General features: G+C 71.2%; 22 protein-coding genes. 5 read left to right on the top strand and 17 right to left on the bottom strand.

Annotated elements, in window-relative coordinates; translation table 11 throughout:
* From zwf to D6270_RS06705, 4 genes are all read left to right on the top strand, one after another.
* Positions 1–1,533, top strand: a complete 1,533-nt coding sequence (zwf, locus tag D6270_RS06690; protein ID WP_109166277.1) for a glucose-6-phosphate dehydrogenase — start codon at positions 1–3, stop codon at positions 1,531–1,533.
* Positions 1,530–2,555, top strand: coding sequence for a glucose-6-phosphate dehydrogenase assembly protein OpcA (opcA, locus tag D6270_RS06695; RefSeq protein ID WP_109166276.1), 1,026 nt, complete (start codon positions 1,530–1,532; stop codon positions 2,553–2,555). The genes zwf and opcA overlap by 4 nt, the downstream gene beginning before the upstream one ends.
* Complete coding sequence (gene pgl / locus D6270_RS06700) at positions 2,552–3,334, top strand: 6-phosphogluconolactonase (protein WP_109166275.1); 783 nt, start codon at positions 2,552–2,554, stop codon at positions 3,332–3,334. Before opcA ends, pgl begins: the two co-directional genes overlap by 4 nt.
* A gap of 69 nt (positions 3,335–3,403) precedes the next feature.
* The gene (locus tag D6270_RS06705; protein WP_109166274.1) at positions 3,404–3,766 is read left to right on the top strand and encodes a VOC family protein; all 363 of its coding nucleotides are present in this window, start codon (positions 3,404–3,406) and stop codon (positions 3,764–3,766) included.
* A 12-nt stretch (positions 3,767–3,778) separates the two neighbouring features.
* Here D6270_RS06705 and D6270_RS06710 read toward each other — a convergent pair whose 3' ends face one another.
* The 15 genes from D6270_RS06710 to D6270_RS06780 all read right to left on the bottom strand — a co-directional run bounded on the left by D6270_RS06710 (position 3,779) and on the right by D6270_RS06780 (position 19,601).
* Entirely contained in the window at positions 3,779–4,624 is an 846-nt protein-coding gene (locus D6270_RS06710; RefSeq protein WP_109166273.1) for a poly-gamma-glutamate hydrolase family protein, read from the bottom strand.
* Positions 4,625–4,804: 180 nt separating this feature from the next.
* Positions 4,805–6,325 carry a PH domain-containing protein gene (locus D6270_RS06715; RefSeq protein ID WP_151414659.1) on the bottom strand — a complete coding sequence of 507 codons (1,521 nt, stop codon included), beginning with the start codon at positions 6,323–6,325 and terminating at the stop codon, positions 4,805–4,807.
* On the bottom strand, positions 6,322–6,831 hold the full coding sequence (locus D6270_RS06720) for a PH domain-containing protein (RefSeq protein ID WP_109166272.1): 510 nt from the start codon (positions 6,829–6,831) through the stop codon (positions 6,322–6,324). The genes D6270_RS06715 and D6270_RS06720 overlap by 4 nt, the downstream gene beginning before the upstream one ends.
* Positions 6,832–6,835: 4 nt before the next feature.
* On the bottom strand, positions 6,836–8,488 hold the full coding sequence (gene pgi / locus D6270_RS06725) for a glucose-6-phosphate isomerase (protein ID WP_109166271.1): 1,653 nt from the start codon (positions 8,486–8,488) through the stop codon (positions 6,836–6,838).
* Between the two features lie 211 nt (positions 8,489–8,699).
* A complete protein-coding gene (locus tag D6270_RS06730; RefSeq protein ID WP_073217477.1) occupies positions 8,700–9,035 on the bottom strand; it encodes an RNA polymerase-binding protein RbpA in 336 nt (111 codons plus the stop codon).
* Between the two features lie 109 nt (positions 9,036–9,144).
* Positions 9,145–9,375 carry a preprotein translocase subunit SecG gene (gene secG, locus D6270_RS06735; protein ID WP_018512146.1) on the bottom strand — a complete coding sequence of 77 codons (231 nt, stop codon included), beginning with the start codon at positions 9,373–9,375 and terminating at the stop codon, positions 9,145–9,147.
* 120 nt (positions 9,376–9,495) lie between these two features.
* Positions 9,496–10,272: a triose-phosphate isomerase gene (gene tpiA, locus D6270_RS06740; RefSeq protein WP_109166270.1), complete on the bottom strand. Its 777-nt coding sequence runs from the start codon at positions 10,270–10,272 to the stop codon at positions 9,496–9,498.
* Positions 10,273–10,278: 6 nt separating this feature from the next.
* Complete coding sequence (locus D6270_RS06745) at positions 10,279–11,490, bottom strand: phosphoglycerate kinase (RefSeq protein ID WP_109166269.1); 1,212 nt, start codon at positions 11,488–11,490, stop codon at positions 10,279–10,281.
* A 113-nt stretch (positions 11,491–11,603) separates the two neighbouring features.
* Positions 11,604–12,614, bottom strand: a complete 1,011-nt coding sequence (gap, locus tag D6270_RS06750) for a type I glyceraldehyde-3-phosphate dehydrogenase (RefSeq protein ID WP_015607849.1) — start codon at positions 12,612–12,614, stop codon at positions 11,604–11,606.
* A gap of 257 nt (positions 12,615–12,871) precedes the next feature.
* Positions 12,872–13,861, bottom strand: a complete 990-nt coding sequence (gene whiA / locus D6270_RS06755) for a DNA-binding protein WhiA (RefSeq protein WP_109166268.1) — start codon at positions 13,859–13,861, stop codon at positions 12,872–12,874.
* On the bottom strand, positions 13,852–14,886 hold the full coding sequence (locus D6270_RS06760) for a gluconeogenesis factor YvcK family protein (RefSeq protein ID WP_109166267.1): 1,035 nt from the start codon (positions 14,884–14,886) through the stop codon (positions 13,852–13,854). Before D6270_RS06760 ends, whiA begins: the two co-directional genes overlap by 10 nt.
* Complete coding sequence (rapZ, locus tag D6270_RS06765) at positions 14,883–15,884, bottom strand: RNase adapter RapZ (protein ID WP_225976781.1); 1,002 nt, start codon at positions 15,882–15,884, stop codon at positions 14,883–14,885. The genes D6270_RS06760 and rapZ overlap by 4 nt, the downstream gene beginning before the upstream one ends.
* On the bottom strand, positions 15,881–18,016 hold the full coding sequence (gene uvrC, locus D6270_RS06770) for an excinuclease ABC subunit UvrC (protein ID WP_109166266.1): 2,136 nt from the start codon (positions 18,014–18,016) through the stop codon (positions 15,881–15,883). The genes rapZ and uvrC overlap by 4 nt, the downstream gene beginning before the upstream one ends.
* A 99-nt stretch (positions 18,017–18,115) precedes the next feature.
* The gene (locus tag D6270_RS06775; RefSeq protein WP_109166265.1) at positions 18,116–18,982 is read right to left on the bottom strand and encodes a hypothetical protein; all 867 of its coding nucleotides are present in this window, start codon (positions 18,980–18,982) and stop codon (positions 18,116–18,118) included.
* A gap of 4 nt (positions 18,983–18,986) precedes the next feature.
* Entirely contained in the window at positions 18,987–19,601 is a 615-nt protein-coding gene (locus D6270_RS06780; RefSeq protein WP_109166264.1) for a papain-like cysteine protease family protein, read from the bottom strand.
* A 228-nt stretch (positions 19,602–19,829) separates the two neighbouring features.
* Here D6270_RS06780 and D6270_RS06785 point away from each other — a divergent pair, with 228 nt between their 5' ends.
* The gene (locus D6270_RS06785; RefSeq protein ID WP_109166263.1) at positions 19,830–20,759 is read left to right on the top strand and encodes a hypothetical protein; all 930 of its coding nucleotides are present in this window, start codon (positions 19,830–19,832) and stop codon (positions 20,757–20,759) included.
* Positions 20,760–20,819: 60 nt separating this feature from the next.
* Here the strand turns inward: D6270_RS06785 and D6270_RS06790 are convergent, their stop codons facing one another.
* Complete coding sequence (locus D6270_RS06790; RefSeq protein WP_109166262.1) at positions 20,820–21,248, bottom strand: Rieske (2Fe-2S) protein; 429 nt, start codon at positions 21,246–21,248, stop codon at positions 20,820–20,822.
* Positions 21,249–21,438: 190 nt separating this feature from the next.
* The gene (gene uvrA, locus D6270_RS06795; RefSeq protein WP_109166261.1) at positions 21,439–24,510 is read right to left on the bottom strand and encodes an excinuclease ABC subunit UvrA; all 3,072 of its coding nucleotides are present in this window, start codon (positions 24,508–24,510) and stop codon (positions 21,439–21,441) included.
* Between the last annotated feature and the right edge of the window lie 163 nt (positions 24,511–24,673).

Raw genomic sequence — 24,673 nt, forward strand, 5'->3', positions numbered from 1 at the left:
TTGTCTGCTGTTCCCGGAGCCAACCCGCTCCGTGACGCACAGGACCGACGGCTCCCGCGTATCGCGGGGCCGTCGGGCCTGGTCATCTTTGGCGTCACGGGCGATTTGTCCCGTAAAAAGCTGATGCCTGCTGTCTACGACCTCGCCAACCGCGGCCTGCTGCCACCGGGCTTCTCGCTCATCGGCTTCGCGCGCCGCGACTGGGAGGACGAGGACTTCGCGCAGGTCGTCCACGACGCCGTCAAGGAGCACGCCCGTACGCCGTTCCGCGAGGAGGTCTGGCAGCAGCTCATCCAGGGGATGCGCTTCGTCCAGGGCAACTTCGACGACGACGAGGCCTTCGAGACGCTGAAGTCGACCATCCAGGACCTCGACAAGGCACAGGGCACCGGAGGCAACTTCGCCTTCTACCTCTCCGTGCCGCCGAAGTTCTTCCCCAAGGTCGTCCAGCAGCTCAAGAAGCACGGCCTGGCCGACCAGAAGGAGGGCTCCTGGCGGCGTGCCGTCATCGAGAAGCCCTTCGGCCACGACCTGGCCAGCGCGCAGGAGCTCAACCAGCTCGTGCACGACGTCTTCCCGCCCAACGAGGTCTTCCGGATCGACCACTACCTGGGGAAGGAGACGGTCCAGAACATCCTGGCGCTGCGGTTCGCCAACACGATGTGGGAGCCGATCTGGAACCGGTCCTACGTCGACCACGTACAGATCACGATGGCCGAGGACATCGGCATCGGCGGCCGGGCCGGCTACTACGACGGCATCGGCGCCGCCCGTGACGTCATCCAGAACCACCTGCTCCAGCTGCTGGCGCTGACCGCGATGGAGGAGCCCGGCTCCTTCCACCCCAAGGCCCTGGTCGCCGAGAAGCTCAAGGTGCTCACCGCCGTGGAGCTGCCGGAGGACCTCGGTCTGCACACGGTGCGCGCCCAGTACGAGCACGCCTGGCAGGGCGGTCAGGAGGTCCTCGGCTACTGCGAGGAGGAGGGCATCGACCCCAAGTCGACGACCGACACCTACGCGGCGATCAAGCTGACGATCAACAACCGCCGCTGGGCCGGCGTGCCGTTCTACCTCCGTACCGGAAAGCGGCTCGGCCGCCGGGTCACGGAGATCGCGGTCGTCTTCAAGCGCGCCCCCTACCTGCCGTTCGAGTCCGGCGCCACGGAGGAGCTCGGCGGCAACGCCCTGGTCATCCGGGTCCAGCCGGACGAGGGCGTCACCGTGCGCTTCGGCTCCAAGGTCCCCGGCACCTCGATGGAGGTCCGGGACGTCACGATGGACTTCGCGTACGGCGAGTCCTTCACGGAGTCCAGCCCGGAGGCGTACGAGCGGCTCCTGCTGGACGTGCTGCTCGGCGACGCCAACCTGTTCCCGCGCCACCAGGAGGTCGAGCTCTCCTGGACCATCCTCGACCCGATCGAGGCGTACTGGGACCAGCACGGCAAGCCCGCCAAGTACGCGGCCGGCACCTGGGGTCCGGCCGAGGCCGACGAGATGCTCGCACGTGACGGACGGAGCTGGAGGCGGCCATGAAGATCGATCTCACGGAAACCACATCCAGCAAGATCAACCAGGCGCTGGTCTCGGCCCGCCGGGCGATCGGCACCCCCGCCATCGGCATGGTGCTCACGCTGGTCATCGTCACCGACGAGGAGAACGCGTACGACGCGCTCAAGTCCGCCGGTGACGCCTCCCGCGAGCACCCCTCGCGGATCATCGCGGTGATCAAGCGGGTCAGCCGCTCGCCGCGCGCCCGGCGCGACGCACGCCTCGACGCGGAGGTCCGGGTCGGCTCCGACGCGGGCACCGGCGAGACCGTGGTGCTGCGCCTCCACGGCGAACTGGCCAACCACGCCCAGTCGGTGGTGCTCCCGCTGCTGCTCCCCGACGCCCCGGTCGTGGTGTGGTGGCCCGAGGACGCGCCCGCCGACGCGGCGAAGGACCCGCTGGGCGCGCTCGCCCAGCGGCGGATCACCGACGGCTACTCCGCCGAGCGCCCGCTGGACGAGCTGGCGGTGCGGGCGGCGACGTACAGCCCCGGCGACACCGACCTGGCCTGGACCCGGATCACCCCCTGGCGCTCCATGCTGGCCGCGGCCCTGGACCAGCAGCCCGCGCAGGTCATCGGGGCGACCGTCGAGGGCGAGAGCGACAACCCGAGCTGCGAACTGCTCGCGATGTGGCTCGCGGACCGGCTGGGCGTCCCGGTGGAGCGCACGTACTCCGAGGGGCCGGGGCTGACCGCCGTCCGGATGGAGACGAAGAACGGCGTCATCGTCCTGGACCGGGCCGACGGCTCGCTGGCCACGCTCTCCATGCAGGGCCAGCCGGACCGCGCGGTGGCGCTCAAGCGCCGCGAGACCGCCGAGCTGCTGGCGGAGGAGCTGCGCCGGCTGGACCCGGACAACACCTACGAGTCCGCGGTGAAGTTCGGGGTGGAGAAGCTCCACACGGGCGGTGAGGTGAAGGCCGCGTCGGCGGAGAAGCCCGCCGAGGGCGAGCAGAAGGCGCCCGCCGCGAAGAAGGCCCCGGCGAAGAAGGCGGCCGCCAAGTGACGCCTCCCCAGCTGGTCGTGCACCGCGACAAGGAGCTGATGGCGCAGGCGGCCGCGGCCCGGCTGATCACGAAGGTCGTGGACGCCCAGGCCGCCCGGGGCCATGCCTCGGTGGTGCTGACCGGCGGGCGCAACGGCAACGGCCTGCTGGCCGCGCTCGCCGCCGCGCCCGCCCGGGACGCGGTCGACTGGGCACGGCTGGACCTGTGGTGGGGCGATGAGCGGTTCCTGCCCGAGGGCGACCCCGAGCGGAACGTCACCCAGGCCCGTGAGGCGCTCCTGGACGCGGTGCCCCTCGACCCGGCCCGGGTGCACGCGATGCCCGCGTCCGACGGCCCGTACGGCAAGGACGTGGACGAGGCGGCGGCGGCGTACGCGGCCGAACTCGCCGCCGCCGCGGGGCCGGAGGACCACGGCTCGGTGCCGTCGTTCGACGTGCTGATGCTGGGCGTCGGCCCGGACACGCATGTCGCCTCGCTCTTCCCGGAGCTGCCCGCGGTACGGGAGACCGAGCGCACCGTCGTCGGTGTGCACGGGGCCCCCAAGCCGCCGCCGGTGCGGGTCTCGCTCACGCTCCCCGCGATCCGCGCGGCGCGTGAGGTGTGGCTGCTGGCGGCGGGCGAGGACAAGGCGGAGGCGGCGGCCATCGCCCTGTCCGGGGCCGGGGAGATCCAGGCCCCCGCGGCGGGCGCGTACGGCCGCAGCCGGACGCTCTGGCTGCTGGACGCGGCGGCGGCCTCGCAGCTGCCGCGCGCGCTGTATCCGCCGGCGTCCGCCTGACCGTACGCATGACCAGGCCCGGCCCGCCCTTCCCGGCGGGCCGGGCCTGGTGCGTGAAAGGCTCGCCCCATGGTGCATATCGGAACCGTGGTGATGGGCGCGAGCGACGTACGACGCGCCGCCGCCTTCTGGAAGGCCGCGCTCACCTACACCGAGCGCGAACCGGGAACGGACGACTGGGTGGTGCTGGTCCCGGTCGAGGGGCCCGGCGTCGGGCTGTCGCTGGGCCGTTCCACCTCGCCCGTGCAGGAGGTCCCCCGGGTCCACCTCGACCTCTACTCCGCCGCGCAGGAGGCCGAGGTGGAACGGCTGATCGCGCTGGGCGCCGAGCGGGTCGCGTGGGAGCTCTACCCGCCGGACCCGGACTTCGTGGTCCTCGCCGACACCGAGGGCAACCGCTTCTGCGTCATCGACACGACGCACGGCGGCTGAGAAGCCCGTACATCAGAGGATGACCTGGTCCGTGCCCTGCTCCAGCTGGGTGATCGCGGCCCGGCAAGCACCCACGAACCGGTCGAAGACCGCGGTCGTACTGCCGGCCCGGCCCGCCCGGGTGTTGACCGTGAACATGGCGGCGCGCAGCTCCGTGGTGAGCTCCAGCTGACCGCCCCGGGACAGCATGGTGCGGTTGACGGGGTTGGTGGGGTTGACCCCGGCCAGGTCGGGTGTCTCGTTCCCGTCCCGCCAGGCGATGCCCACCGTGTCGAACTCCGCCTTGAGCAGGGTCTTGAAGCGGGTGTTGAGCCCGCCGACCACCACGGCCTGCGGGACGGTGCCCGCCTGTGCCGCCGTACAGCCGTGCAGGCTCAGGACGTTGAGGCTGCCGGCCGCCATGGAGAGGGCGACATGGTCGTCGCAGTTCTTGGCGGTGACGTGCAGGTCGCGGTTGCCCGAGGCGCGCAGCCCCTCGAACATCCAGTAGTCGTGCACCCCGTGGCCGTCCTGGAGCGGGGCGAGGGTGGCCGGGTGGTAGCCGGCTACGGCGAGGCAGAGTTCGGAGGTGCCGGTCTCGATGCCGCCCCCGTGCAGGGCCATGACGGTGGTCCGGTGGTACGGGTATCTCTGCGGTGTCGAGTGGTCGACGTACTCGTGTCTCTTGTAGCGGCGGGCGAACTCGACGCCCTCCTGCCCGGCGAGCTTCTTGTAGAGGTCGGTGTTGGAGGTGTAGATGTCCAGATCGTCGGTGGCGTGGGCGTGGGCGGGGGTCGCGGTGAGCGAGCCGAGCAGCGGGCCGCTGACGGCGGCGGTGGCCAGGGCGGTGAGCACCGTACGACGGTGGGTGAAGGTCATGATCGCTATCGTCGCCGACAGCGGTCCGGCTACCCAGGAGGTAGGTCGTGCCGTACGTCACGGGCGGCCGGGGCGCACATCGTGCTCCGAAGCCCTACGTCACGCGCCAGGGCGCACTCGTGTTCCAGGGCCGTCCCTCTCACCCGCCGGGGCGCACGTCCCGCTCCAGGGCCGTCCCTCTCACCCGCCGGGGCGCACGTCACGCTCCAGGAAGGGCTCCAGCAGCCCGGGGACGGCCTCGGCTGCGAAGGCGAGGCCCTCGGACGTGCCGGTGTCGTACGCCGTGTACGCACCCGCTCCGGCGGCCGTCGTGGCCGTGACGCTGATCAGCCCCGCCCGCCGCTGGAAGTACGACTGCTTGACGGTCCAGCCGATCACCCCGGCCCGCTCCAGAGCGGCGGTGGAACGGCGGAGCGTGCCGGAGCGGGTCACCAGGTAGCGGCCGGAGAGCGCGTGGCCGAGGTTGCGGTACGCGTCCAGGGCGAGCGCCACCGCGAGCGGCAGGGACACCGCCGCGCAGCCGAGCGCGAGCCACAGGAGTACGGGGGTGAGGAGCGCCCCGAGGACGGTGAGCAGCAGGAGCGGGGCGAGGGCGGCGGCGAGCGACCAGCGCAGTCGGCGGCCGCGGGCGGCCGGGGGATGGCGGGTCAGCGGGGCGCCGGTCGGCGTGGCCTCCTCGCGGAGTATCGCGGCGGCGACGGAGTCGGCCAGCGGGCGCGGCACGGCCGGGAGGACCGTGTTGTGGTCGGCGTTCCGGGACTCGTCGTCCTGGGCGAGGCCGGTGGTGATGGCGTCCAGCCGGGCGGCGCCGAGCAGCCGTACGCCGAGGGGTTCGACGAGGTCCACGCCGCGCAGCCGGGCCTCCTCGACGGAGATGGACCGGGAGGTGAACAGCCCGCGCCGGACCCGGATGGTGCCGCCGGGCTCGCGCTCCAGGCGGTAGTTCCACCACATCTCGGTCCAGAGGCCGAGCGCCCCGACCACACCTGCGGCCAGGGCGGCCCCGACGAGGACGACGATCACCCAGAGGAGCGGGGTCTCCCGGAAGCGGTCGCCGACCCAGGCGATGACCTCGCCCTGCGCCCCCACCCACTCGCTGATCTGCATGACGGCCCCGACGGCCGCGCCGCCGAGCATGGGGGCGAGGAAGGAGACCGGTGCGTAGCGGATCCAGCGCGGGTCGAGGGAGGCCAGCTCGCCGTCGCGGTGGGAGCCGGGGGGTGTGACGGTGGCGCGTTCCAGCAGGAGGCGGCGGAGCCGTTCGCCCTCGGCGCGGGTGACCGGGTCCAGCTCCAGGGTGGAGTCGCCGCCCTGCTCGCCGGTGCCGATCCTGACGGTGACGAGGCCGAGGAGGCGCAGCAGCAGGTTGGCGGTGAGGTCGACGGTGCGGACGCGCTCACGGGCCAGGGAGCGGCGTTTGACGAGGAGGAGGCCGGTGTGGAGGTCGACGCGCTCCTCGCCGATGCGGTAGCGGGTGCGGTGCCAGCGGACCCGGTCGGCACCCGCCGCGACCCCGGTGACCAGCACGGCGGCCGCGAGCACCCAGAGGACCGCGCCGGGGAGCCCGAGCCAGTTGGCGAGCCCGAGGGTGGCCGGGAGGGCGGCACCGGCGACGACGCCCGCGACGACGAGGGCGGTGACCCAGACCGTACGGGGGTCGAGGCGGCGCCAGTCGTCGTACGGGGTCCGCGGGGTGCTCACGTGGCGTCGCCGGGGGTGTCGCGGGTGATGCGGGTGAGCCGTTCGGCCAGTTCGGCGGCGACCTCGTGGTCCAGGCCCTCGATCCGTACCGCGCCCTTGGAGGAGGCGGTGGTGACCGTGACCGTGGCGAGCCGGCAGAGCTGTTCCAGCGGGCCGCGCACGGTGTCCACGGTCTGGATGCGCGACATGGGCGCGATCCGCGACTCCTGCCAGAAGAACCCGGTGCGTACGTAGACGGCGTCCTCGGTGACCTCCCAGCGGTGGGTGCGGAACCACCAGAGCGGGAGGAGGACGGCGGCCCCACCGCCCGCCGCGGCGAACACCGCGGCGGACAGCAGGAGCCAGAAGCGGGCGGGCTCGATCAGCGCGCCCAGGACGGCCGACGGCACGACGGGCACGGCGGTCATCAGCAGCCACTGGACCCGCCACCAGCCCACGACCCGCTCGTTCAGCGTGTTGCGCGGCGGTCGCAGCCGTATCTCCGCCGTCCCCTCCCTCACCGGCATGGGCTCAGCGCCCCCGCAGGGTGCGGTAGGCGGCGACCAGGGCGGCGGTGGAGCTGTCGAGTTCCCCGGTGGAGGCCTCGCCGGTCAGCACGGGCTCGATCTTCTTGGCGAGGACCTTGCCGAGTTCGACGCCCCACTGGTCGAAGGAGTCGATGTCCCAGATGGCGCCCTGGACGAAGACCTTGTGCTCGTAGAGCGCGATGAGCTGGCCGAGGACCGAGGGGGTCAGCTTGTCGGCGAGGATCGTCGTCGTCGGGTGGTTGCCCCGGAACGTCTTGTGCGGGACGAGCTCCTCGGGCACGCCCTCCGCGCGGACCTCGTCGGGCGTCTTGCCGAAGGCGAGCGCCTGGGTCTGGGCGAAGAAGTTGGCCATCAGCAGGTCGTGCTGGGCGATCAGACCCGGCAGCAGGTCGTGGACCGGGGCGGCGAAACCGATGAAGTCCGCAGGGATCATCTTGGTGCCCTGGTGGATCAACTGGTAGTACGCGTGCTGCCCGTTGGTGCCGGGCGTGCCCCAGACGACCGGGCCGGTCTGCCAGTCGACGCGGTCGCCCTGGCGGTCGACGGACTTGCCGTTGGACTCCATGTCCAGCTGCTGGAGGTAAGCGGTGAACTTGGACAGGTAGTGGCTGTAGGGCAGCACCGCGTGCGACTGGGCGTCGAAGAAGTTGCCGTACCAGACGCCGAGCAGGCCGAGCAGGAGCGGGGCGTTCTCCTCGGCGGGCGCTGTGCGGAAGTGCTCGTCGACCAGGTGGAAGCCGTCCAGCATCTCGCGGAACCGGTCCGGGCCGATGGCGATCATCAGCGACAGGCCGATCGCGGAGTCGTAGGAGTAGCGACCGCCGACCCAGTCCCAGAACTCGAACATGTTGGCCGTGTCGATGCCGAACTCTTCGACCTTCTCCGCGTTGGTCGACAGCGCCACGAAGTGCTGCGCGACGGCGTCCTGACCGGCCCGCAGCTCGGTGAGGAGCCAGTCCCGGGCGGAGGTGGCGTTGGTGATCGTCTCGATCGTGGTGAACGTCTTCGAGGCGACGATGAACAGCGTCTCGGCCGGGTCCAGGTCGCGGACCGCCTCATGGAGGTCGGCGCCGTCGACGTTGGAGACGAACCGGACGGTGAGCGAGCGGTCCGTGAAGGAGCGCAGCACCTCGTACGCCATGGCGGGGCCGAGGTCGGAGCCGCCGATGCCGATGTTCACGACGTTCTTGATGGGCTTGCCGGTGTGGCCGGTCCACTCACCGGCCCTGACCTTGTTGGCGAAGGCGGCCATCCTGTCCAGGACGGCGTGCACGGCGGGCACGACGTTCTCGCCGTCGACCTCGATCACGGCTCCGCGCGGGGCGCGCAGCGCGGTGTGCAGGACGGCCCGGTCCTCGGTGGTGTTGATCTTCTCGCCGCGGAACATCGCGTCCCGCAGATCGGCGACCCCGGTCGCGGCGGCGAGCTCGCGCAGCAGGCGCAGCGTCTCGTCGGTGACCAGGTGCTTGGAGTAGTCGAGGTGGAGGTCGCCGACCCGGAGGGTGTAGGCGGTGCCCCGGTCCGGCTGCTGCGCGAAGAGTTCGCGCAACTGGGTCGCGCCGAACCCCTCACGGTGCTTGGCGAGAGCCGTCCACTCGGGGGTCTGGTTGAGCTTGGTTCGGCTTGCTGCGTTCATCCCGGATATCAGCCCACTTCTTCTTGTACGTCAGCATCCCCGCTGCCCCTCCAACCTAATTGATCGAGGACGCGGGCGGCGCGGACGCGAGCCAGGACGGGGCAAAGCAGTCCGGCCGGACACCCGTGGGGTGTCCGGCCGGTGAACGACAGGGGTGGTGCGTGGAGCTGTAGGGACCGGGGAGCGGCTGGACGGCCGTACGGACCGGGGGCTAGATCTCGCCGCGCAGCTTGGCCAGGGCCTCGGCGAGGATGGCCTCGCCGTCCTCGTCGCTGCGCCGCTCACGTACGTACGCGAGGTGCGTCTTGTACGGCTCGGTGCGGGGCGGGTCCGGGGGGCTGTCCTTGTCCTGGCCGGCCGGGAAGCCGCAGCGCGGGCAGTCCCAGGTGTCCGGCACCTGCGCGTCATGGGCGAAGCTCGGCTGCGTCTCGTGCCCGTTCGAGCACCAGAAGGAGATGCGGAGGCGCGGCGCGGACTCGCCCCGCTCGGCCTCACCCATCGGCCCCGCTCCGACCCGGCTTCCCCGGATCGCGTTGCCACTTGCCACGGTCGTAACTCCCTGCGTGATGGTGCTCGAAGATGCCCCAGTCTACGTAAGGCCCAACGCGCGTCCAGTGAAAGGAGTTACACCCTCACCGGCAATCGCGGACGACGGGTCAGTCACCCAGCTTGACCAGCAGGCCGAGCACCACGACGCACGCGAACCAGACCAGACCGACCACGACCGTGATGCGGTCGAGGTTACGTTCGGCGACGGAGGAGCCACCGACGGAGGACTGCATTCCGCCACCGAACATGTCGGAGAGGCCGCCGCCCTTGCCCTTGTGCATGAGCACCAGCAGCATCAGCAGCAGGCTGAAGACGATCAGAGCGATCTGGAACGCCATAACCACGGCTGGTCCCTACTTTCAGAATTCTCGACTACTGCCTGTACGTACAGCGGGGGCCGGAGGGTGGTGACCCTCACGGCCCCCGCAAGGGTACGACGGATCCGCGCTACCGCATACTCACTGGTCGCGGAAGCGGACGATCTTGACGAACTCGTCGGCATCCAGCGCGGCGCCGCCGATCAGGGCGCCGTCCACGTCGGGCTGCGCCATGATGGCCGCCACGTTGCCGGACTTCACCGAGCCGCCGTACTGGATGCGGACGGCGTCGGCCAGCTCCTGCGAGTACAGCTCGGCCAGCCGGCGGCGGATCGCGCCGCAGACCTCCTGGGCGTCCTCGGGGGTGGCGACCTCGCCGGTCCCGATGGCCCAGACCGGCTCGTAGGCGATGACGATGGACTCGGCCTGCTCGGCCGGGATGTCCTTCAGGCCGCCGTCCAGCTGCGCGAGCGTGTAGGAGACCTGGTCACCGGCCTTGCGGATGTCCAGGCCCTCGCCAACGCAGAGGATCGGGGTCAGGCCGTGCTGGTAGGCGGCCTTCACCTTGGCGTTGCAGAGCTCGTCGCTCTCGCCGTGGTACTGGCGGCGCTCGCTGTGGCCGACGGCCACGTAGGTGCAACGCAGCTTGGCGAGCATGGCGCCGGAGATCTCACCGGTGTAGGCACCGGACTCGTGCGCCGAGATGTCCTGGGCGCCGTACTTGATCTTCAGCTTGTCGCCGTCCACCAGGGTCTGCACGGAGCGCAGGTCGGTGAAGGGCGGCAGGACGGCGACCTCGACGGCGTCGTAGTCCTTGTCGGTCAGGGCGAAGGAGAGCTTCTGGACGTGGGCGATGGCCTCAAGGTGGTTGAGGTTCATCTTCCAGTTGCCCGCCATCAGCGGGGTGCGGGTGGTCATTGAGGTTCAGTCCTCCAGTGCGGCGAGGCCGGGAAGCGTCTTGCCCTCGAGGTATTCGAGGCTGGCGCCGCCACCGGTCGAAATATGTCCGAAAGCGTTCTCGTCGAAGCCCAGGATGCGGACGGCCGCGGCGGAGTCGCCACCGCCGACGACGCTGAAGGCCGGGGAGTCGACGAGCGCCTGGGCGACCGCGCGGGTGCCGTCGGCGAAGTCGGGGTGCTCGAAGACGCCCATCGGGCCGTTCCAGAAGACGGTGGCCGCGTCGGCGAGCTTCGATGCGTAGAGCTTGTTGGTCTCCGGCCCGTTGTCCAGACCCATCTGACCGGCCGGAATGGCGTCGGCGGCGACGGTGGAGGCGTCGGCCGGGGCCTTGGTCTTCAGGTCGGGGAAGGCGGGGGCGACGACGACGTCGACCGGGAGGACGAACTCCACGCCCTTCTCCTCCGCGCGCCGCAGATACTCCTGTACGGCGGGGATCTGGTCCTCCTGGAGCAGCGAGCTGCCGACCTCGTGGCCCTGGGCCTTGAGGAAGGTGTACGCCATGCCGCCGCCGATCAGGATGCGGTCGGCCCGCTCCAGCAGGTGGTCGATGACGCCGAGCTTGTCGGAGACCTTGGCACCGCCGAGGACGACGGCGTACGGGCGCTTGACGTCGGTGGTGAGCTTCTTCAGCACACCGACCTCGGTGGCGATGAGGTAGCCCGCGTAGTGCGGCAGCCGGGCCGGGAGGTCGAAGACCGAGGCGTGCTTGCGGTGTACGGCACCGAAGCCGTCGCCCACGTACACGTCGGCGAGCTCGGCCAGCCGGTCGGCGAAGGCGCCGCGCTCGGCGTCGTCCTTGGAGGTCTCCCCGGCGTTGAAGCGGAGGTTCTCGACGACGGCGACCTGGCCGTCCTCGAGACCGGCGACGGTGGCCCGGGCCGACTCGCCGACGGTGTCGGTCGCGAAGGCGACGTCGGCACCGAGGAGTTCACCGAGGCGGGCGGCGGCGGGCGCCAGCGAGAACGCCGGGTCCGGGGCCCCCTTGGGGCGGCCCAGGTGCGAGGCCACGACGACGCGCGCGCCGGCTTCGGCGAGCTTGGCGACCGTCGGCAGGACGGCGCGGATACGGCCGTCGTCGGTGATGGTGGTGCCGTCCAGCGGCACGTTGAGGTCGGCGCGGACGAATACCCGCCTGCCGGCGACCCCTTCGGTGAGAAGTTCGTCGATCGTCTTCATCTGGTCTTCCGTTACTCCTTGCAGGGACGGATGAACATGCTAAGAGGCCCGACCGGCGCTTCATTGCGCCGGTCGAGCCCCTCAGTCACATCGTGGTGCCGCCGACCCGAGGGTCAGAGCTGCTCGCCGACGAAGACCGTGAGGTCGACGAGGCGGTTGGAGTAGCCCCACTCGTTGTCGTACCAGCCGAGGATCTTCACCGTGTTCCCCTCCTGGACCATGGTCAGGGAGGAGTCGAAGGTGCAGGACGACGGGTCGCCGACGATGTCCGAGGAGACGATCGGGTCCTCGGTGTACGTCAGGAAGCCCTTGAGGTCGCCGTCGTCGGAGGCCTTCTTGAACGCGGCGTTGACCTCGTCCTTGGTGACCTCGCGGTCCAGGGTGACGACGAGGTCGGTGGCGGAGCCGGTCGGGACCGGGACGCGCATCGCGATGCCGTCGAGCTTGCCCTTGAGCTGCGGGAGGACCAGAGCGGTGGCCTTGGCGGCACCGGTCGTGGTCGGGATGATGTTCTCGGCGGCGGCGCGGGCGCGGCGCAGGTCCGAGTGCGGGAAGTCCAGGATGCGCTGGTCGTTGGTGTACGCGTGGACCGTCGTCATCAGGCCCTTGACGATGCCGAAGTTCTCGTCGAGAACCTTGGCCATCGGCGCCACACAGTTGGTGGTGCAGGAGGCGTTGGAGATGACGTGGTGGTTGGCCGCGTCGTACTTGTCCTGGTTGACGCCCATCACGATGGTGATGTCCTCGTCCTTGGCCGGAGCCGAGATGAGGACCTTCTTGGCGCCACCGGCGATGTGCTTCTCCGCGTCGGCCTTCTTGGTGAAGATGCCGGTCGACTCGATGACGATGTCGACGCCCAGCTCACCCCAGGGGATGTCGGCCGGGTTGCGCTCGGAGAGCACCTTGATGGTGTGGCCGTCGACCGTGATGGTGTCGGCGGTGTGGCTGACCTCTGCCTTGAGACGACCCAGGATGGTGTCGTACTTCAGCAGGTGAGCCGTGGTCGCGGTGTCACCCAGGTCGTTGACAGCCACGATCTCGATGTCCGCACCCTGCTCCAGCAGCGCGCGGAAGTAGTTACGACCGATGCGGCCAAAGCCGTTGATGCCTACGCGGATCGTCACGAACCGATCTCCTCGTATAGGTACGCCGGTTTTCGACGCCGGCGAGTTGTATAGGGATGTCCCCGACCGCCTCCGACCCTACCCCTCCAAGGGCTCCGGGGTGACATCGAGAGGGGCCGTACGCGCCACCGGAATACGCGGGGAGGTCCGTACTCCCCAGTAGGGTCACGGGCCTCCCTCCACGCTTCAGGACGTTGGTCCCTGCGGCCGGGGACCAACGTCCTGTGTTCTGAGCCGAGTCGGCGGGCCGGCTCGGCTCAGCCGACCAGGCCGTCCGCCAGCTCCTCGCTGAGCGTGGCCTCCGTGCCGGGGATACCGAGATCCTGGGCGCGCTTGTCGGCCATGGCCAGCAGGCGGCGGATCCGGCCGGCGACGGCGTCCTTGGTCAGCGGCGGGTCGGCGAGCGCTCCCAGCTCCTCCAGCGAGGCCTGCTTGTGCTCCATGCGCAGCCGGCCGGCCGCCGCGAGGTGCTCGGGGACCTCGTCGGCGAGGATCTCCAGCGCGCGCCCCACCCGGGCCCCGGCGGCGACCGCCGCGCGGGCCGAGCGGCGCAGGTTCGCGTCGTCGAAGTTGGCGAGCCGGTTGGCCGTGGCGCGGACCTCGCGCCGCATCCGGCGCTCCTCCCAGGCCAGCACCGATTCATGGGCGCCGAGCCGGGTGAGCAGGGCGCCGATGGCGTCACCGTCGCGGACGACGACCCGGTCCACGCCGCGGACCTCGCGGGCCTTGGCGGCGATGGAGAGCCGGCGGGCCGCCCCGACCAGGGCGAGGGCCGCCTCCGGGCCCGGGCAGGTGACCTCCAGCGAGGAGGAGCGGCCGGGCTCGGTGAGCGAGCCGTGCGCGAGGAACGCCCCCCGCCAGGCGGCCTCGGCGTCGCAGGTGGCCCCCGAGACCACCTGCGGGGGCAGCCCGCGGATGGGGCGGCCGCGGCCGTCCACCAGCCCGGTCTGGCGGGCCAGCTGGTCGCCGCCCGCCACCACCCGTACGACATAGCGCGAGCCGCGCCGCAGCCCGCCGGGGGCCATCACGATCAGCTCCGAGCTGTGCCCGAAGATCTCGAGGATGTCGCGCTTGAGCCGGCGCGCCGCCATCGCGGTGTCCAGCTCCGCCTCGATCACAATCCGGCCGCTCACCAGGTGCAGCCCGCCCGCGAACCGAAGAATCGCCGAGACCTCTGCCTTCCTGCAGCAGGTCCGGGTGACGGGAAGCCGAGAGATTTCGTCCTTCACCGCTGGCGTCATCGCCATGGGCCGATCCTTCCATGCATCCGAAAAATACGGTCGTACGCGGCGGCCAACAGCTCCTGATCATGGACCGGAACGCCGTCGGGCGATGCCACCGGCGCCAGCTCGACCGCGGCTCCGAGCCGTTGTGCGGCATCGGCGAGGGATTCGCGGTCGGGCACGGCTGCCTCGTCGGCCAGCACCACGTCCAAAGCGAGTTTAGGGGCGTGTCGTCCCAAAACCTCCAAATGACGCTGCGGTGAGAACCCCTCTGTTTCACCGGGCTGTGGTGCGAGATTCAACGACAGGACCTTGCGGGCCTTCGTGGTGACGAGTGCGTCGAGGAGTTCGGGCACCAGCAGATGCGGGATCACCGAGGAGAACCAGGAGCCCGGGCCGAGCACCACCCAGTCCGCGTCCAGGACCGCCTCGACGGCCTCCGGGACGGCCGGCGGGTCGGGCGGGACGACATGCACGGACTGGACCTCGCCCGGGGTGAGCGCGACGGTGGCCTGGCCCCGGACGGTGACGATCGCGTCGGGCAGCTGGGGGTCGTGGCCCTTGACCAGCGCCTGGAGCTCCAGCGGCACGGCGGACATGGGCAGCACCCGTCCGTTCGCCCCGAGCAGCTTGCCGACCAGGTCGAGGGCCTGGACATGGTCGCCGAGCTGCTCCCACAGGGCCACGATCAGCAGATTGCCGACCGCGTGTCCGTGCAGGTCGCCCTTGGACTCGAAGCGGTGCTGGACGACCCGGGACCAGGTACGGCCCCAGTCGTCGTCCCCGCAGAGCGCGGCGAGGGCCTTGCGCAGGTCCCCGGGCGGCAGGACACCCAGCTCCTCGCGGAGCCGGCCGCTGGAGCCGCCGTCGTCGGCGACGGTGACCACGGCCGTGAGGTCGCCGGTGATCCGGCGCAGCGCCGCCAGGGACGCCGAGAGGCCCATGCCGCCGCCGAGGGCGACGACCTTGGGCTGTGCACCGCGTTTGCGGCCGGAGAGCGCCGATGTGGCACGGCTCAGCCGCCGCATCCGCAGATTGCGACCGGTCACTCTCGCCCCATGTCCCGGTGGACGAGCACGGTCTCGATGCCTTCGGCGGCGAGGCGGGCCGAGAGCTTCTCCGACATGGCGACGGAGCGGTGCTTGCCGCCCGTGCAGCCCACGGCGATGGTCACGTACCGCTTGCCCTCGCGGCGGTAGCCGGCGGCGATCAGCTGGAGCAGCTCCGTGTACTGGTTGAGGAACTCCTTGGCCCCCGGCTGGTCGAAGACGTAACCGGAGACCTCCTCGTTGAGGCCGGTGAAGGGGCGCAGCTCCGGGACCCAGTGCGGGTTGGGCAGGAAGCGGCAGTCGACGACCAGGTCGGCGTCGACGGGCAGGCCGTACTTGTAGCCGAAGGACATCACCGTGGCGCGCAGCTCCGGCTCCGACTCGCCCGCGAACTGGGCGTCCATCTTGGCCCGCAGCTCGTGCACGTTGAGGCTGGAGGTGTCGATGACCAGGTCGGCGTCGCCGCGCAGCTCGCGCAGCAGGTCGCGCTCGGCGGCGATGCCGTCGACGATGCGGCCGTCGCCCTGGAGGGGGTGCGGGCGGCGGACGGACTCGAAGCGGCGCACCAGGGCGTCGTCGGAGGACTCCAGGAAGACGATCCGCCGGGTGACGTGCTTGGCCTCCAGGTCGGCGAGGGATTCGCGGAGGTTGTCGAAGAAGCGCCGGCCGCGCACGTCGACGACGACGGCGATCCGCGCCACGTTGCCCTGGGAGCGGGCGCCCAGCTCCACCATGGTGGGGATCAGCGCGGGCGGCAGGTTGTCGACGACGAACCAGCCGAGGTCCTCCAGACACTTGGCGGCGGTGCTGCGTCCGGCGCCGGACATGCCGGAGATGATCACCAGCTCGGGGATGGCCGGCGCCACTGCCTCGCCCGTCTCGTTCGTGGTGTTCGTACTCACGTCTGCTCCGTCTGCTCGGTCTGTTCGGTGGTGCTGCTGGTCGCCGGGGCGGGCGCCGAGGCCCTGGCGGGCGGCCCGGCCGGTGTGCTCGGTCATGACGTGCCCCCGTCGTCCTCATCCATGATCTCTCCTGTGGCCGTGTTCACGGCAGGGGTCGCGGGAGCGGCCGAGGCGAGGGCGGCCGCCACCGCTTCGGCCGTCCGGCGCCCTATCCCGGGGACCTCGCAGATCTCTTCGATTGTCGCCTGCCGGAGCTTCTTCACGGAGCCGAAATGCTTGATCAGGGCCTGCTTGCGGGTCTCGCCCAGGCCCGTCACGTCGTCCAGGGGGCTGGAGCGGATGCGCTTGGCCCGCTTGGCGCGCTGGTAGGTGATGGCGAAGCGGTGGGCCTCGTCCCGGACGCGCTGGAGGAGGTAGAGGCCCTCGCTGGAGCGGGGCAGGACGACGGGTTCGTCGTCATCGGGGAGCCAGACCTCCTCCAGCCGCTTGGCCAGGCCGCAGACGGCGATGTCGTCGATGCCCAGCTCGTCCAGGGCGCGCTGGGCGGCGGCGACCTGGGGCTGCCCGCCGTCGACGACGACGAGCTGCGGCGGGTAGGCGAACCGCTTGGGCCGTCCGTCGTCCTCGCGGGGGTCGATCTCGTCGGCCGGGGAGGCGGCGGGGAGGGCGGGGGCCGGTACGGGGCCGGTGGGTGCGGGGCCGGTGATCCCCAGGGTGGGGTCGGTGGGGGCCGGGCCGGTGGGCGCGGAGCCGGCTACCGGGAGGGCTGCGGCGGCCTCCGGCGTCTCCCCGGTGGCCTGCGGCGTCTGCTCCCACTCCCCCGTGCGCTCCTTCTCCTGGAGGTAGCGCTTGAAGCGGCGGCCGATCACCTCGTGCATCGACCGGACGTCGTCCTGGCCCTCGAAGCCCTTGATCTGGAAGCGGCGGTACTCGCTCTTGCGGGCCAGGCCGTCCTCGAAGACCACCATGGAGGCCACCACGTCGTCCCCCTGGAGGTGGGAGATGTCGTAGCACTCGATCCGCAGCGGGGCGGTGTCCAGGCCGAGCGCCTCCGCGATCTCCTCCAGGGCACGGGAGCGGGTGGTCAGGTCGGAGGCGCGCTTGGTCTTGTGCAGGCCGAGCGCCTGCTGGGCGTTGCGCTGGACCGTCGCCATGAGGTCCTTCTTGTCGCCGCGCTGCGGGATGCGCAGGCTGACCTGGGAGCCCCGGCGCTCGGCGAGCCACTGGGAGACCGCTTCGGTGTCCTCGGGCAGGGCGGGGACGAGGACCTCCTTGGGGACGGCGTCGCCGCGCTCCTCCCCGTACAGCTGCTGGAGGGCGTGCTCGACGAGGCCGGAGGTGTCGACCGCCTCGACCTTGTCCGTGACCCAGCCGCGCTGGCCCCGGACCCGGCCGCCGCGCACGTGGAAGATCTGGAGGGCGGCCTCCAGCTCGTCCTCGGCGACAGCGATGAGGTCGGCGTCGGTGGCGTCGGCGAGGACGACCGCGCTCTTCTCCATGGCCCGCTTCAGGGCCCCCGCGTCGTCCCGGAGGCGGGCGGCGCGCTCGTACTCCATCTCCTCGGCCGCCTGCATCATGTCCTTCTCCAGGCGGCGGATGTAGGTGCCCGTGCGCCCGGCCATGAAGTCGCAGAAGTCCTCGGCCAGCTCCCGGTGTTCCTCGGGGGTGACCCGGCCGACGCAGGGGGCCGAGCACTTGTCGATGTACCCCAGCAGGCAGGGGCGGCCGGTGCGGGCGGCGTTCTTGAAGACCCCGGCGGAGCAGGTGCGGACGGGGAAGACGCGGAGCATCAGGTCGACCGTCTCGCGGATCGCCCAGGCATGCCCGTACGGACCGAAGTAGCGCACGCCCTTCTTCTTGGCGCCGCGCATCACCTGGACCCGGGGGAACTCCTCGTTCAGCGTGACGGCGAGGTAGGGATAGCTCTTGTCGTCCCGGTACTTGACGTTGAACCGGGGGTCGAACTCCTTGATCCAGGTGTACTCCAGCTGGAGCGCCTCGACCTCGGTGGAGACGACCGTCCACTCCACGGAGGCGGCGGTGGTGACCATCGATCGCGTGCGCGGATGGAGATTGGCCAGGTCCTGGAAGTAGTTGGCCACGCGCTGGCGGAGGTTCTTGGCCTTCCCGACGTAGATCACCCGGCGGTGCTCGTCGCGGAACTTGTAGACCCCCGGGGAGTCGGGGATCTGCCCCGGGCTGGGGCGGTAGCTGGAGGGGTCTGCCATGTCTCCCACCCTACTTGCGGGGTGTGACAGTACGTCGTCCTCCGGGCGACCGGTGCGCTCCGGGGTGCCGGGGGTGCCGGCGGCCCCGGAGCGCTCCGCTCAGGCGTCCGGCGCGGGGTGCCGCCGGGTGCGGATCCGGTGGCGTACGGCGGTGGCGCCGCCGAGGGCCAGGGCGAGCAGGGCCCCGGCGCCGGCCATCGTGGAGACGGTGGTCAGGGCGGTGTCCGGGGTGCCGGTGGCCGCCGCGTCGGCGAGCGCGGGGCCGGGTGCCGCTCCGGTGCCGGGCGCGGCCTCGGGGCCGTAACCCCCCGCCTTGCCGGACTTCGCGTAGCCGGAGCCGGGCAGCTTGTCGCCGTAAGCCTCCTTCACCCGGGTCCGGTAGGCGTCCAGGGTCGTGCCCTTGGCTCCCACGGCCGCCGTCGCGTCCTCGTCCAGCGGGAGCACCCGGGAGGCGTCGTGGACGTACCAGGCGTCGATCTGCGGTTCCCGGAACACCGTGCCGCCGGGGAGCTTGCGGGCACCCAGCGCGGTGTAGCGGGCCTCGTCGTCGCCGGTGGCTATGTTCACCACCTGCCACCGCGCGCCGGCGCCGGGGACGGTCCACAGGGAGGCCTTCCGGCCGTCGGAGGAGACGGCGGTGGCGGCGAGGTAGTCGAGGGTGCTCGGCGCGGCCCCCGGCCTCCCGGCGACGAACGCGGCCGAGAGCGTGCGTACGGGGACGGTCTCCGCCGCGATGCGCGGGGCGGCGGCCGTGCGCGCCACCGCTCCCTCCCGGGCGAAGAACCGGGACAGGGTGTCCAGGGTCGCCGGTGCGGAGGCGGCCTCGTGGGCGGCTTCCAGCGTGGCGGCGGTCAGCTTCGGCGCTGCGGCCGGGCCCTCGTCGGCGGTGGCCAGGGGCGCGGCGGCGAGCAGGGCGGTGGCGGCGAGAGCGGTGGCGACGGCGAGGCGCCGGGTGGTCGCGGTCATGTCCTCACGCCCCGATCCGGTAGAGCGAGTGGGTCCAGGAGAACTGGTTGTTGTTGACGTACCAGGAGTGCGAGGCCCAGTTGTAGCGGTCGCTGGAGGGCCACGGGTCGCCCCAGTAGACCCAGCTGTTGGCGTCGTCGTAGCCGTAGATGACGTGCATGTGGCCGCCGCCGGAGGACCACTGGATGCGGGTCTCGATCGGCCGCTGGGCGGCTATCTCGCTCTGGACGGTCGGGTAGCGCAGCCAGCCGGTGACGTAGCTGCCGGGCCGGACGCCGGTCCAGGACAGACCGGTCTGGACGTTGCCGAGGGTGGCCTGCGAGTTGGGGCACTCGGTGTTCTGGGAGCGGTTGAAGGCGGCGTTGCAGAACTGGTTCTGCGAGTAGCTGCGGCCGAACCAGGCGGCGATGGTGTTGCCGCCGGCCGCCCAGCACCAGTTGGTCTTCTGCTGGGCCTGCATGGTGATGTCGAGCCGCTGGGCGGCGGCGACGGAGGCACCGTCCCGGGACGCGGGCTCCGCCGCCGTGGCGGTGGCGGTGGCCGCGGGGACAGCGAGGAGGGCGGCGGCCAGAAGGGCCGTGAACGAGAGCCTTCGGGGCCGGATTCTTCGGTTGCGCATGGCGTTCCTCCCAAGGCGGGGGGGTGGGGATCGGAGGAGCGCGTCCGGACGCTGATGAGGAGCATCGACCGTTGTCCGGAGCAGGTCAACACGCTTCAATGCGGAGTGACATCACGGTGTGAACGGCGCGACGCACGTGTGAACGGCGCAGCCCCTTCACCTGCTCCCCCGCATCCCCCGGGGGCGGTGTCCCCTCTCCCCCACGTGAACGTTCACCGGAGGCCCGCCATGCGGCAGACCGAGACCGAACTGACGCAAGTCCTGCACACCGGCCCCTTTCATCTCGCCCTGCGCACCGCCCTCTCGGTGCGCGGGCTGCCGCTGCACCGGGTGCAGCACCACTTGGCGCACCGGGGCGTCAAGCTCGGGGTGACCAGCCTGAGTTACTGGCAGCAGGGCGTGCGCCGTCCCCGCCGCCCGGAGTCGCTGCGGGCCGTCCGCGCGCTGGAGGACGTGCTCGCGCTGCCGGACGACTCGCTGCTGCGGCTGCTGCGGGGCGACGGTCCCGGTGGCTCGGACGGGGAACGCCCGGCGGCACGCTCGTACCGCTCGCTGCTGGAGTCCTCGGGGGCGGTGGAGCGGCTGCTGGCGGCGATGGAGTCACCGGTGGACGGCGGGCTGCACACGGTGGACCACCAGGAGCGGGTACGGATCGGGGCACGCCGTGAGCTGGCGGGCCGCACCTCGCTCCATGTCGTACGGGCGCACCGCGACGGGGTCGACCGCTATCTGGCGATCCACCGCGGCGATCGGGGGTGCGCCCCGGCGCGGATCGGGGTGCGGGCCGGCGAGAACTGCCGGACCGGCCGGGTGCGCTGGGACGCGGACGCGGGGGTGCTGGTGGCGGAGCTGCTCTTCGACACCCGGCTGCGGTCGGGCGAGACGTACGTCTTCGGCTACGGCTTCGAGGACGGTACGGGCGGCCCCAGCGACGAGTACGTACGCGGCTTCACCTTCGGCGGCGGGCAGTACGTGCTCCAGGTGGGCTTCGACGCGGGGGCGCTGCCGGTGCGGTGCCGCCGGTTCGAGCAGTCATCGGCCGGGGCGGCGCGCGCGGCCCGCCGCGACCTCACGCTGACCGGCCTGCACCGGACCGTGCACGTGGTGGAGGAGGGGGTGCGGCCGGGGCTCGTCGGCATCGACTGGGACTGGGAGTGAGCGTCGGCGCACGGCTCCGGCGTTACGGGGTGGCCCCAGCCGTCCGGGCGGTGAGGGGTGTCAGGCGTCCGGGCCCGCGACGAGCTGCCCGCCCTCGGCGGTGACGGGGACGGCGGGCAGCGGCACGGTGGCCGGGCCCTGGACGACCTCGCCGGTGGTCGTGTCGAAGCGACTGCCGTGGCAGGCGCAGTGGCCCTCGGTGCCCTCGATCTTGGTCAGGACGCAGCCGCCATGGGTGCACTGGGCGCTGAACGCCTTGTACTCGCCCTTCGCCGGGCAGCTCACGACGAGGCGCTGCTCGCGGTAGAGCTTGGCGCCGCCGACGGGCACATCGGAGGCCTCGCCGAGGGCGACGGGGGCGGTGGGGGTGGGCGTCTTGGCGTGGCCGAGCTTGGACTCGGTGGAGCAGGCGGCCGCTCCCAGCCCGGCGGCACCGGCGAGCGCGGCGCCCTTCAGCACGGTACGGCGGGCGGCGGGCAGGCCGGGCATGCGGACTCCACGGATCGTTGTTCGGGGTGGGGCGGTGTCGCCGGGCGGGCGGGGAGGCGGCGAAGGGGGCGGCCGTCTGTCTCCCGCAGGTGACGGAACCGACGATACCGGCGGGGAACGGACGGCCTGCGGCCGGGCCCGGTCATGGCTGTGGCCCCCTCCCGGACGGGAGGGGGCCACAGTCGTCGGCTCACGCCTTGCGGGCGCGCGTCGCCTTCTTGGCGGTGGTCTTCGTGGCCGACGCCTTCTTGGCCGCGGCCTTGGACGCCGTCGCCTTGGACGCCGTGGCCTTGGTGGCGGTCGCCTTCTTGGTGGCAGCCGTCGCCGTGGCCTTCTTCCTGGCGGCCGCCGTGGTCTTCTTCGCGGCCGGCCTACGGGCCGTCCCGCGGCCCGTAGGCACCGCGGCCTCGCTGATCCGGTCCGCGTCCAGGATCCCCTGGAGGAACTTCCCGGTGTGGCTGGCGGGGACCGAGGCGACCTGCTCGGGCGTCCCCTCGGCGACCACCAGACCGCCGCCGTTGCCGCCTTCGGGGCCCATGTCGATGACCCAGTCGGCGGTCTTGATGACGTCCAGGTTGTGCTCGATGACGATCACCGAGTTGCCCTTGTCGACCAGGCCGGAGAGGACCGTGATCAGCTTGCTGATGTCCTCGAAGTGGAGACCGGTGGTCGGCTCGTCCAGGACGTACACCGTGCGGCCGGTGGAGCGCTTCTGGAGCTCGCTCGCCAGCTTGACGCGCTGCGCCTCACCGCCGGAGAGGGTCGGCGCGGACTGCCCGAGCCGGACGTAGCCGAGGCCCACCTCGTTGAGCGTACGGAGGTGGCGGGCGATCGTCGGGACGGCCTCGAAGAACTCCAGGCCCTCCTCGATCGGCATGTCCAGCACCTCGGCGATGGACTTGCCCTTGTAGTGGACCTCCAGGGTCTCCCGGTTGTAGCGCGCACCGTGGCAGACCTCGCACGGGACGTACACATCGGGCAGGAAGTTCATCTCGATCTTGATCGTGCCGTCGCCGGAGCAGTTCTCGCAGCGGCCACCCTTGACGTTGAAGGAGAAGCGGCCCGGCAGATAGCCGCGCACCTTCGCCTCCATCGTCTCGGCGAAGAGCCTGCGGACATGGTCGAAGACTCCGGTGTACGTCGCCGGGTTGGACCGGGGGGTCCGGCCGATCGGCGACTGGTCGACGTGGACCACCTTGTCGACGAGGTCGTCGCCGTCGACGCGGGTGTGGCGGCCGGGGACCGACTTGGCGCCGTTCAGCTCACGGGCCAGGTGGGTGTAGAGGATGTCGTTGACCAGGGTCGACTTCCCGGACCCGGAGACGCCGGTGACGGCGGTGAGCACGCCGAGCGGGAAGGAGACGTCGATGTCGTGGAGGTTGTTCTCCCGGGCGCCGTGCACCGTGAGGCTGCGGGCCGGGTCGACCGGGCGGCGGGCATCCGGTGTCGGGATGGACCGCTTGCCGGACAGATACTGGCCGGTGATCGACTCCTTGTTGGCCAGCAGCTCCTTGAGCGAGCCGGAGTGGACGACCTTGCCGCCGTGCTCACCCGCGCCGGGGCCGATGTCGACGACCCAGTCGGCCACCTTGATCGTGTCCTCGTCGTGCTCCACCACGATGAGCGTGTTCCCCATGTCGCGGAGCCGGACCAGGGTCTCGATCAGGCGGTGGTTGTCGCGCTGGTGCAGGCCGATGGACGGCTCGTCCAGGACGTACAGCACACCGACCAGGCCGGAGCCGATCTGGGTGGCGAGCCGGATGCGCTGGGCCTCGCCGCCGGAGAGCGTGCCGGCCGCGCGGTTCAGCGAGAGGTAGTCCAGGCCGACGTCGACCAGGAACTTCAGCCGCTCGTTGACCTCCTTGAGGACCCGCTCGGCGATCTTCTTGTCGCGGGCGTTCAGCTTCAGGCGGCCGAGGAACTCGGCGCACTCGCTGATCGACATCGCGGAGACCTCGGCGATGGACTTCTCCATCACCGTCACCGCGAGGACGATCGGCTTGAGCCGGGTGCCCTCACAGGTGGGGCAGGGCACCTCGCGCATGTAGCCCTCGAACCGCTCCCGGCTGGAGTCGCTCTCGGCCTCGGTGTGGCGCCGCTTGACGAACTGGACCGCGCCTTCGAAGGCGGGGGTGGTGTAGGCGCGCTCGCGCCCGTACCGGTTGCGGTAGCGGACCTCGGTCTGGATCTTGTGGCCGTACAGCAGGGCCTTCTTGGCGCGCTGCGGCAGTCCGGCCCAGGGGATGTCGGTGCGGAAGCCGAGCGCCTTGGAGAGCGCGCCGATCAGCCGGCCGAAATACTCCTTGGTGTGCCCGTGGGACCAGGGGTGGATCGCACCCTCGTCGAGGGACTTCTCCTCGTCCGGCACGATCAGCTCCGGGTCGACCTCCATGCGCGTACCGATACCCGTGCAGTCGGGGCAGGCGCCGAAGGGCGAGTTGAAGGAGAACGAGCGCGGCTCCAGCTCCTCGAAGGAGAGGTCGTCGTACGCGCAGTAGAGGTGCTCGGAATACATCCGCTCGCGCTCGGGGTCGTCCTCGGGGAGGTCGACGAAGTCGAGGACGACCATGCCGCCGGAGAGGCCGAGGGCGGTCTCCACCGAGTCGGTGAGCCGGCGCTTGGCGCTCTCCTTGACGGTGAGGCGGTCGATGACCACCTCGATGGTGTGCTTCTCCTGCTTCTTGAGCGTGGGCGGCTCGGAGAGCTGGATGGTGGTGCCGTCGACCCTCGCGCGGCTGTACCCCTTGGTCTGGAGATCGGCGAAGAGGTCGACGAACTCGCCCTTGCGCTCGCGCACCAGCGGCGAGAGCACCTGGAACCGGCTGCCCTCGGGCAGGCCGAGGACCTTGTCCACGATGGCCTGCGGCGACTGGCGGGCGATGGGGCGGCCGCACTCGGGGCAGTGCGGCTTGCCGATCCGGGCGAAGAGCAGCCGGAGGTAGTCGTAGACCTCGGTGATGGTGCCGACCGTGGAGCGCGGGTTGCGCGAGGTCGACTTCTGGTCGATGGAGACGGCGGGCGAGAGGCCCTCGATGAAGTCGACGTCCGGCTTGTCCATCTGGCCGAGGAACTGCCGGGCGTACGAGGAGAGGGACTCCACGTAGCGCCGCTGGCCCTCGGCGAAGATCGTGTCGAACGCGAGGGACGACTTGCCCGACCCGGAGAGCCCGGTGAAGACGATGAGGGAGTCACGGGGGAGATCGAGCGAGACGTTCTTCAGGTTGTGCTCGCGCGCGCCACGGACGATGAGACGGTCGGCCACGCCGGTCCGCACCTTTCTAGAGAGAAACGGGGGAACTCAGCCCCCGGTTCCAGGTTATGGGGGGGCGCCACAGCAATGTGGGAAGCTTTGTCTCCTCCGAGCGTATAGCACGCACATTCGATTTACGGTCGCGCTCAGACACCTTCACCCGAATGAGTGGCGG

It is taken from the genome of Streptomyces griseus subsp. griseus (assembly GCF_003610995.1).
Lineage (GTDB): Bacteria > Actinomycetota > Actinomycetes > Streptomycetales > Streptomycetaceae > Streptomyces.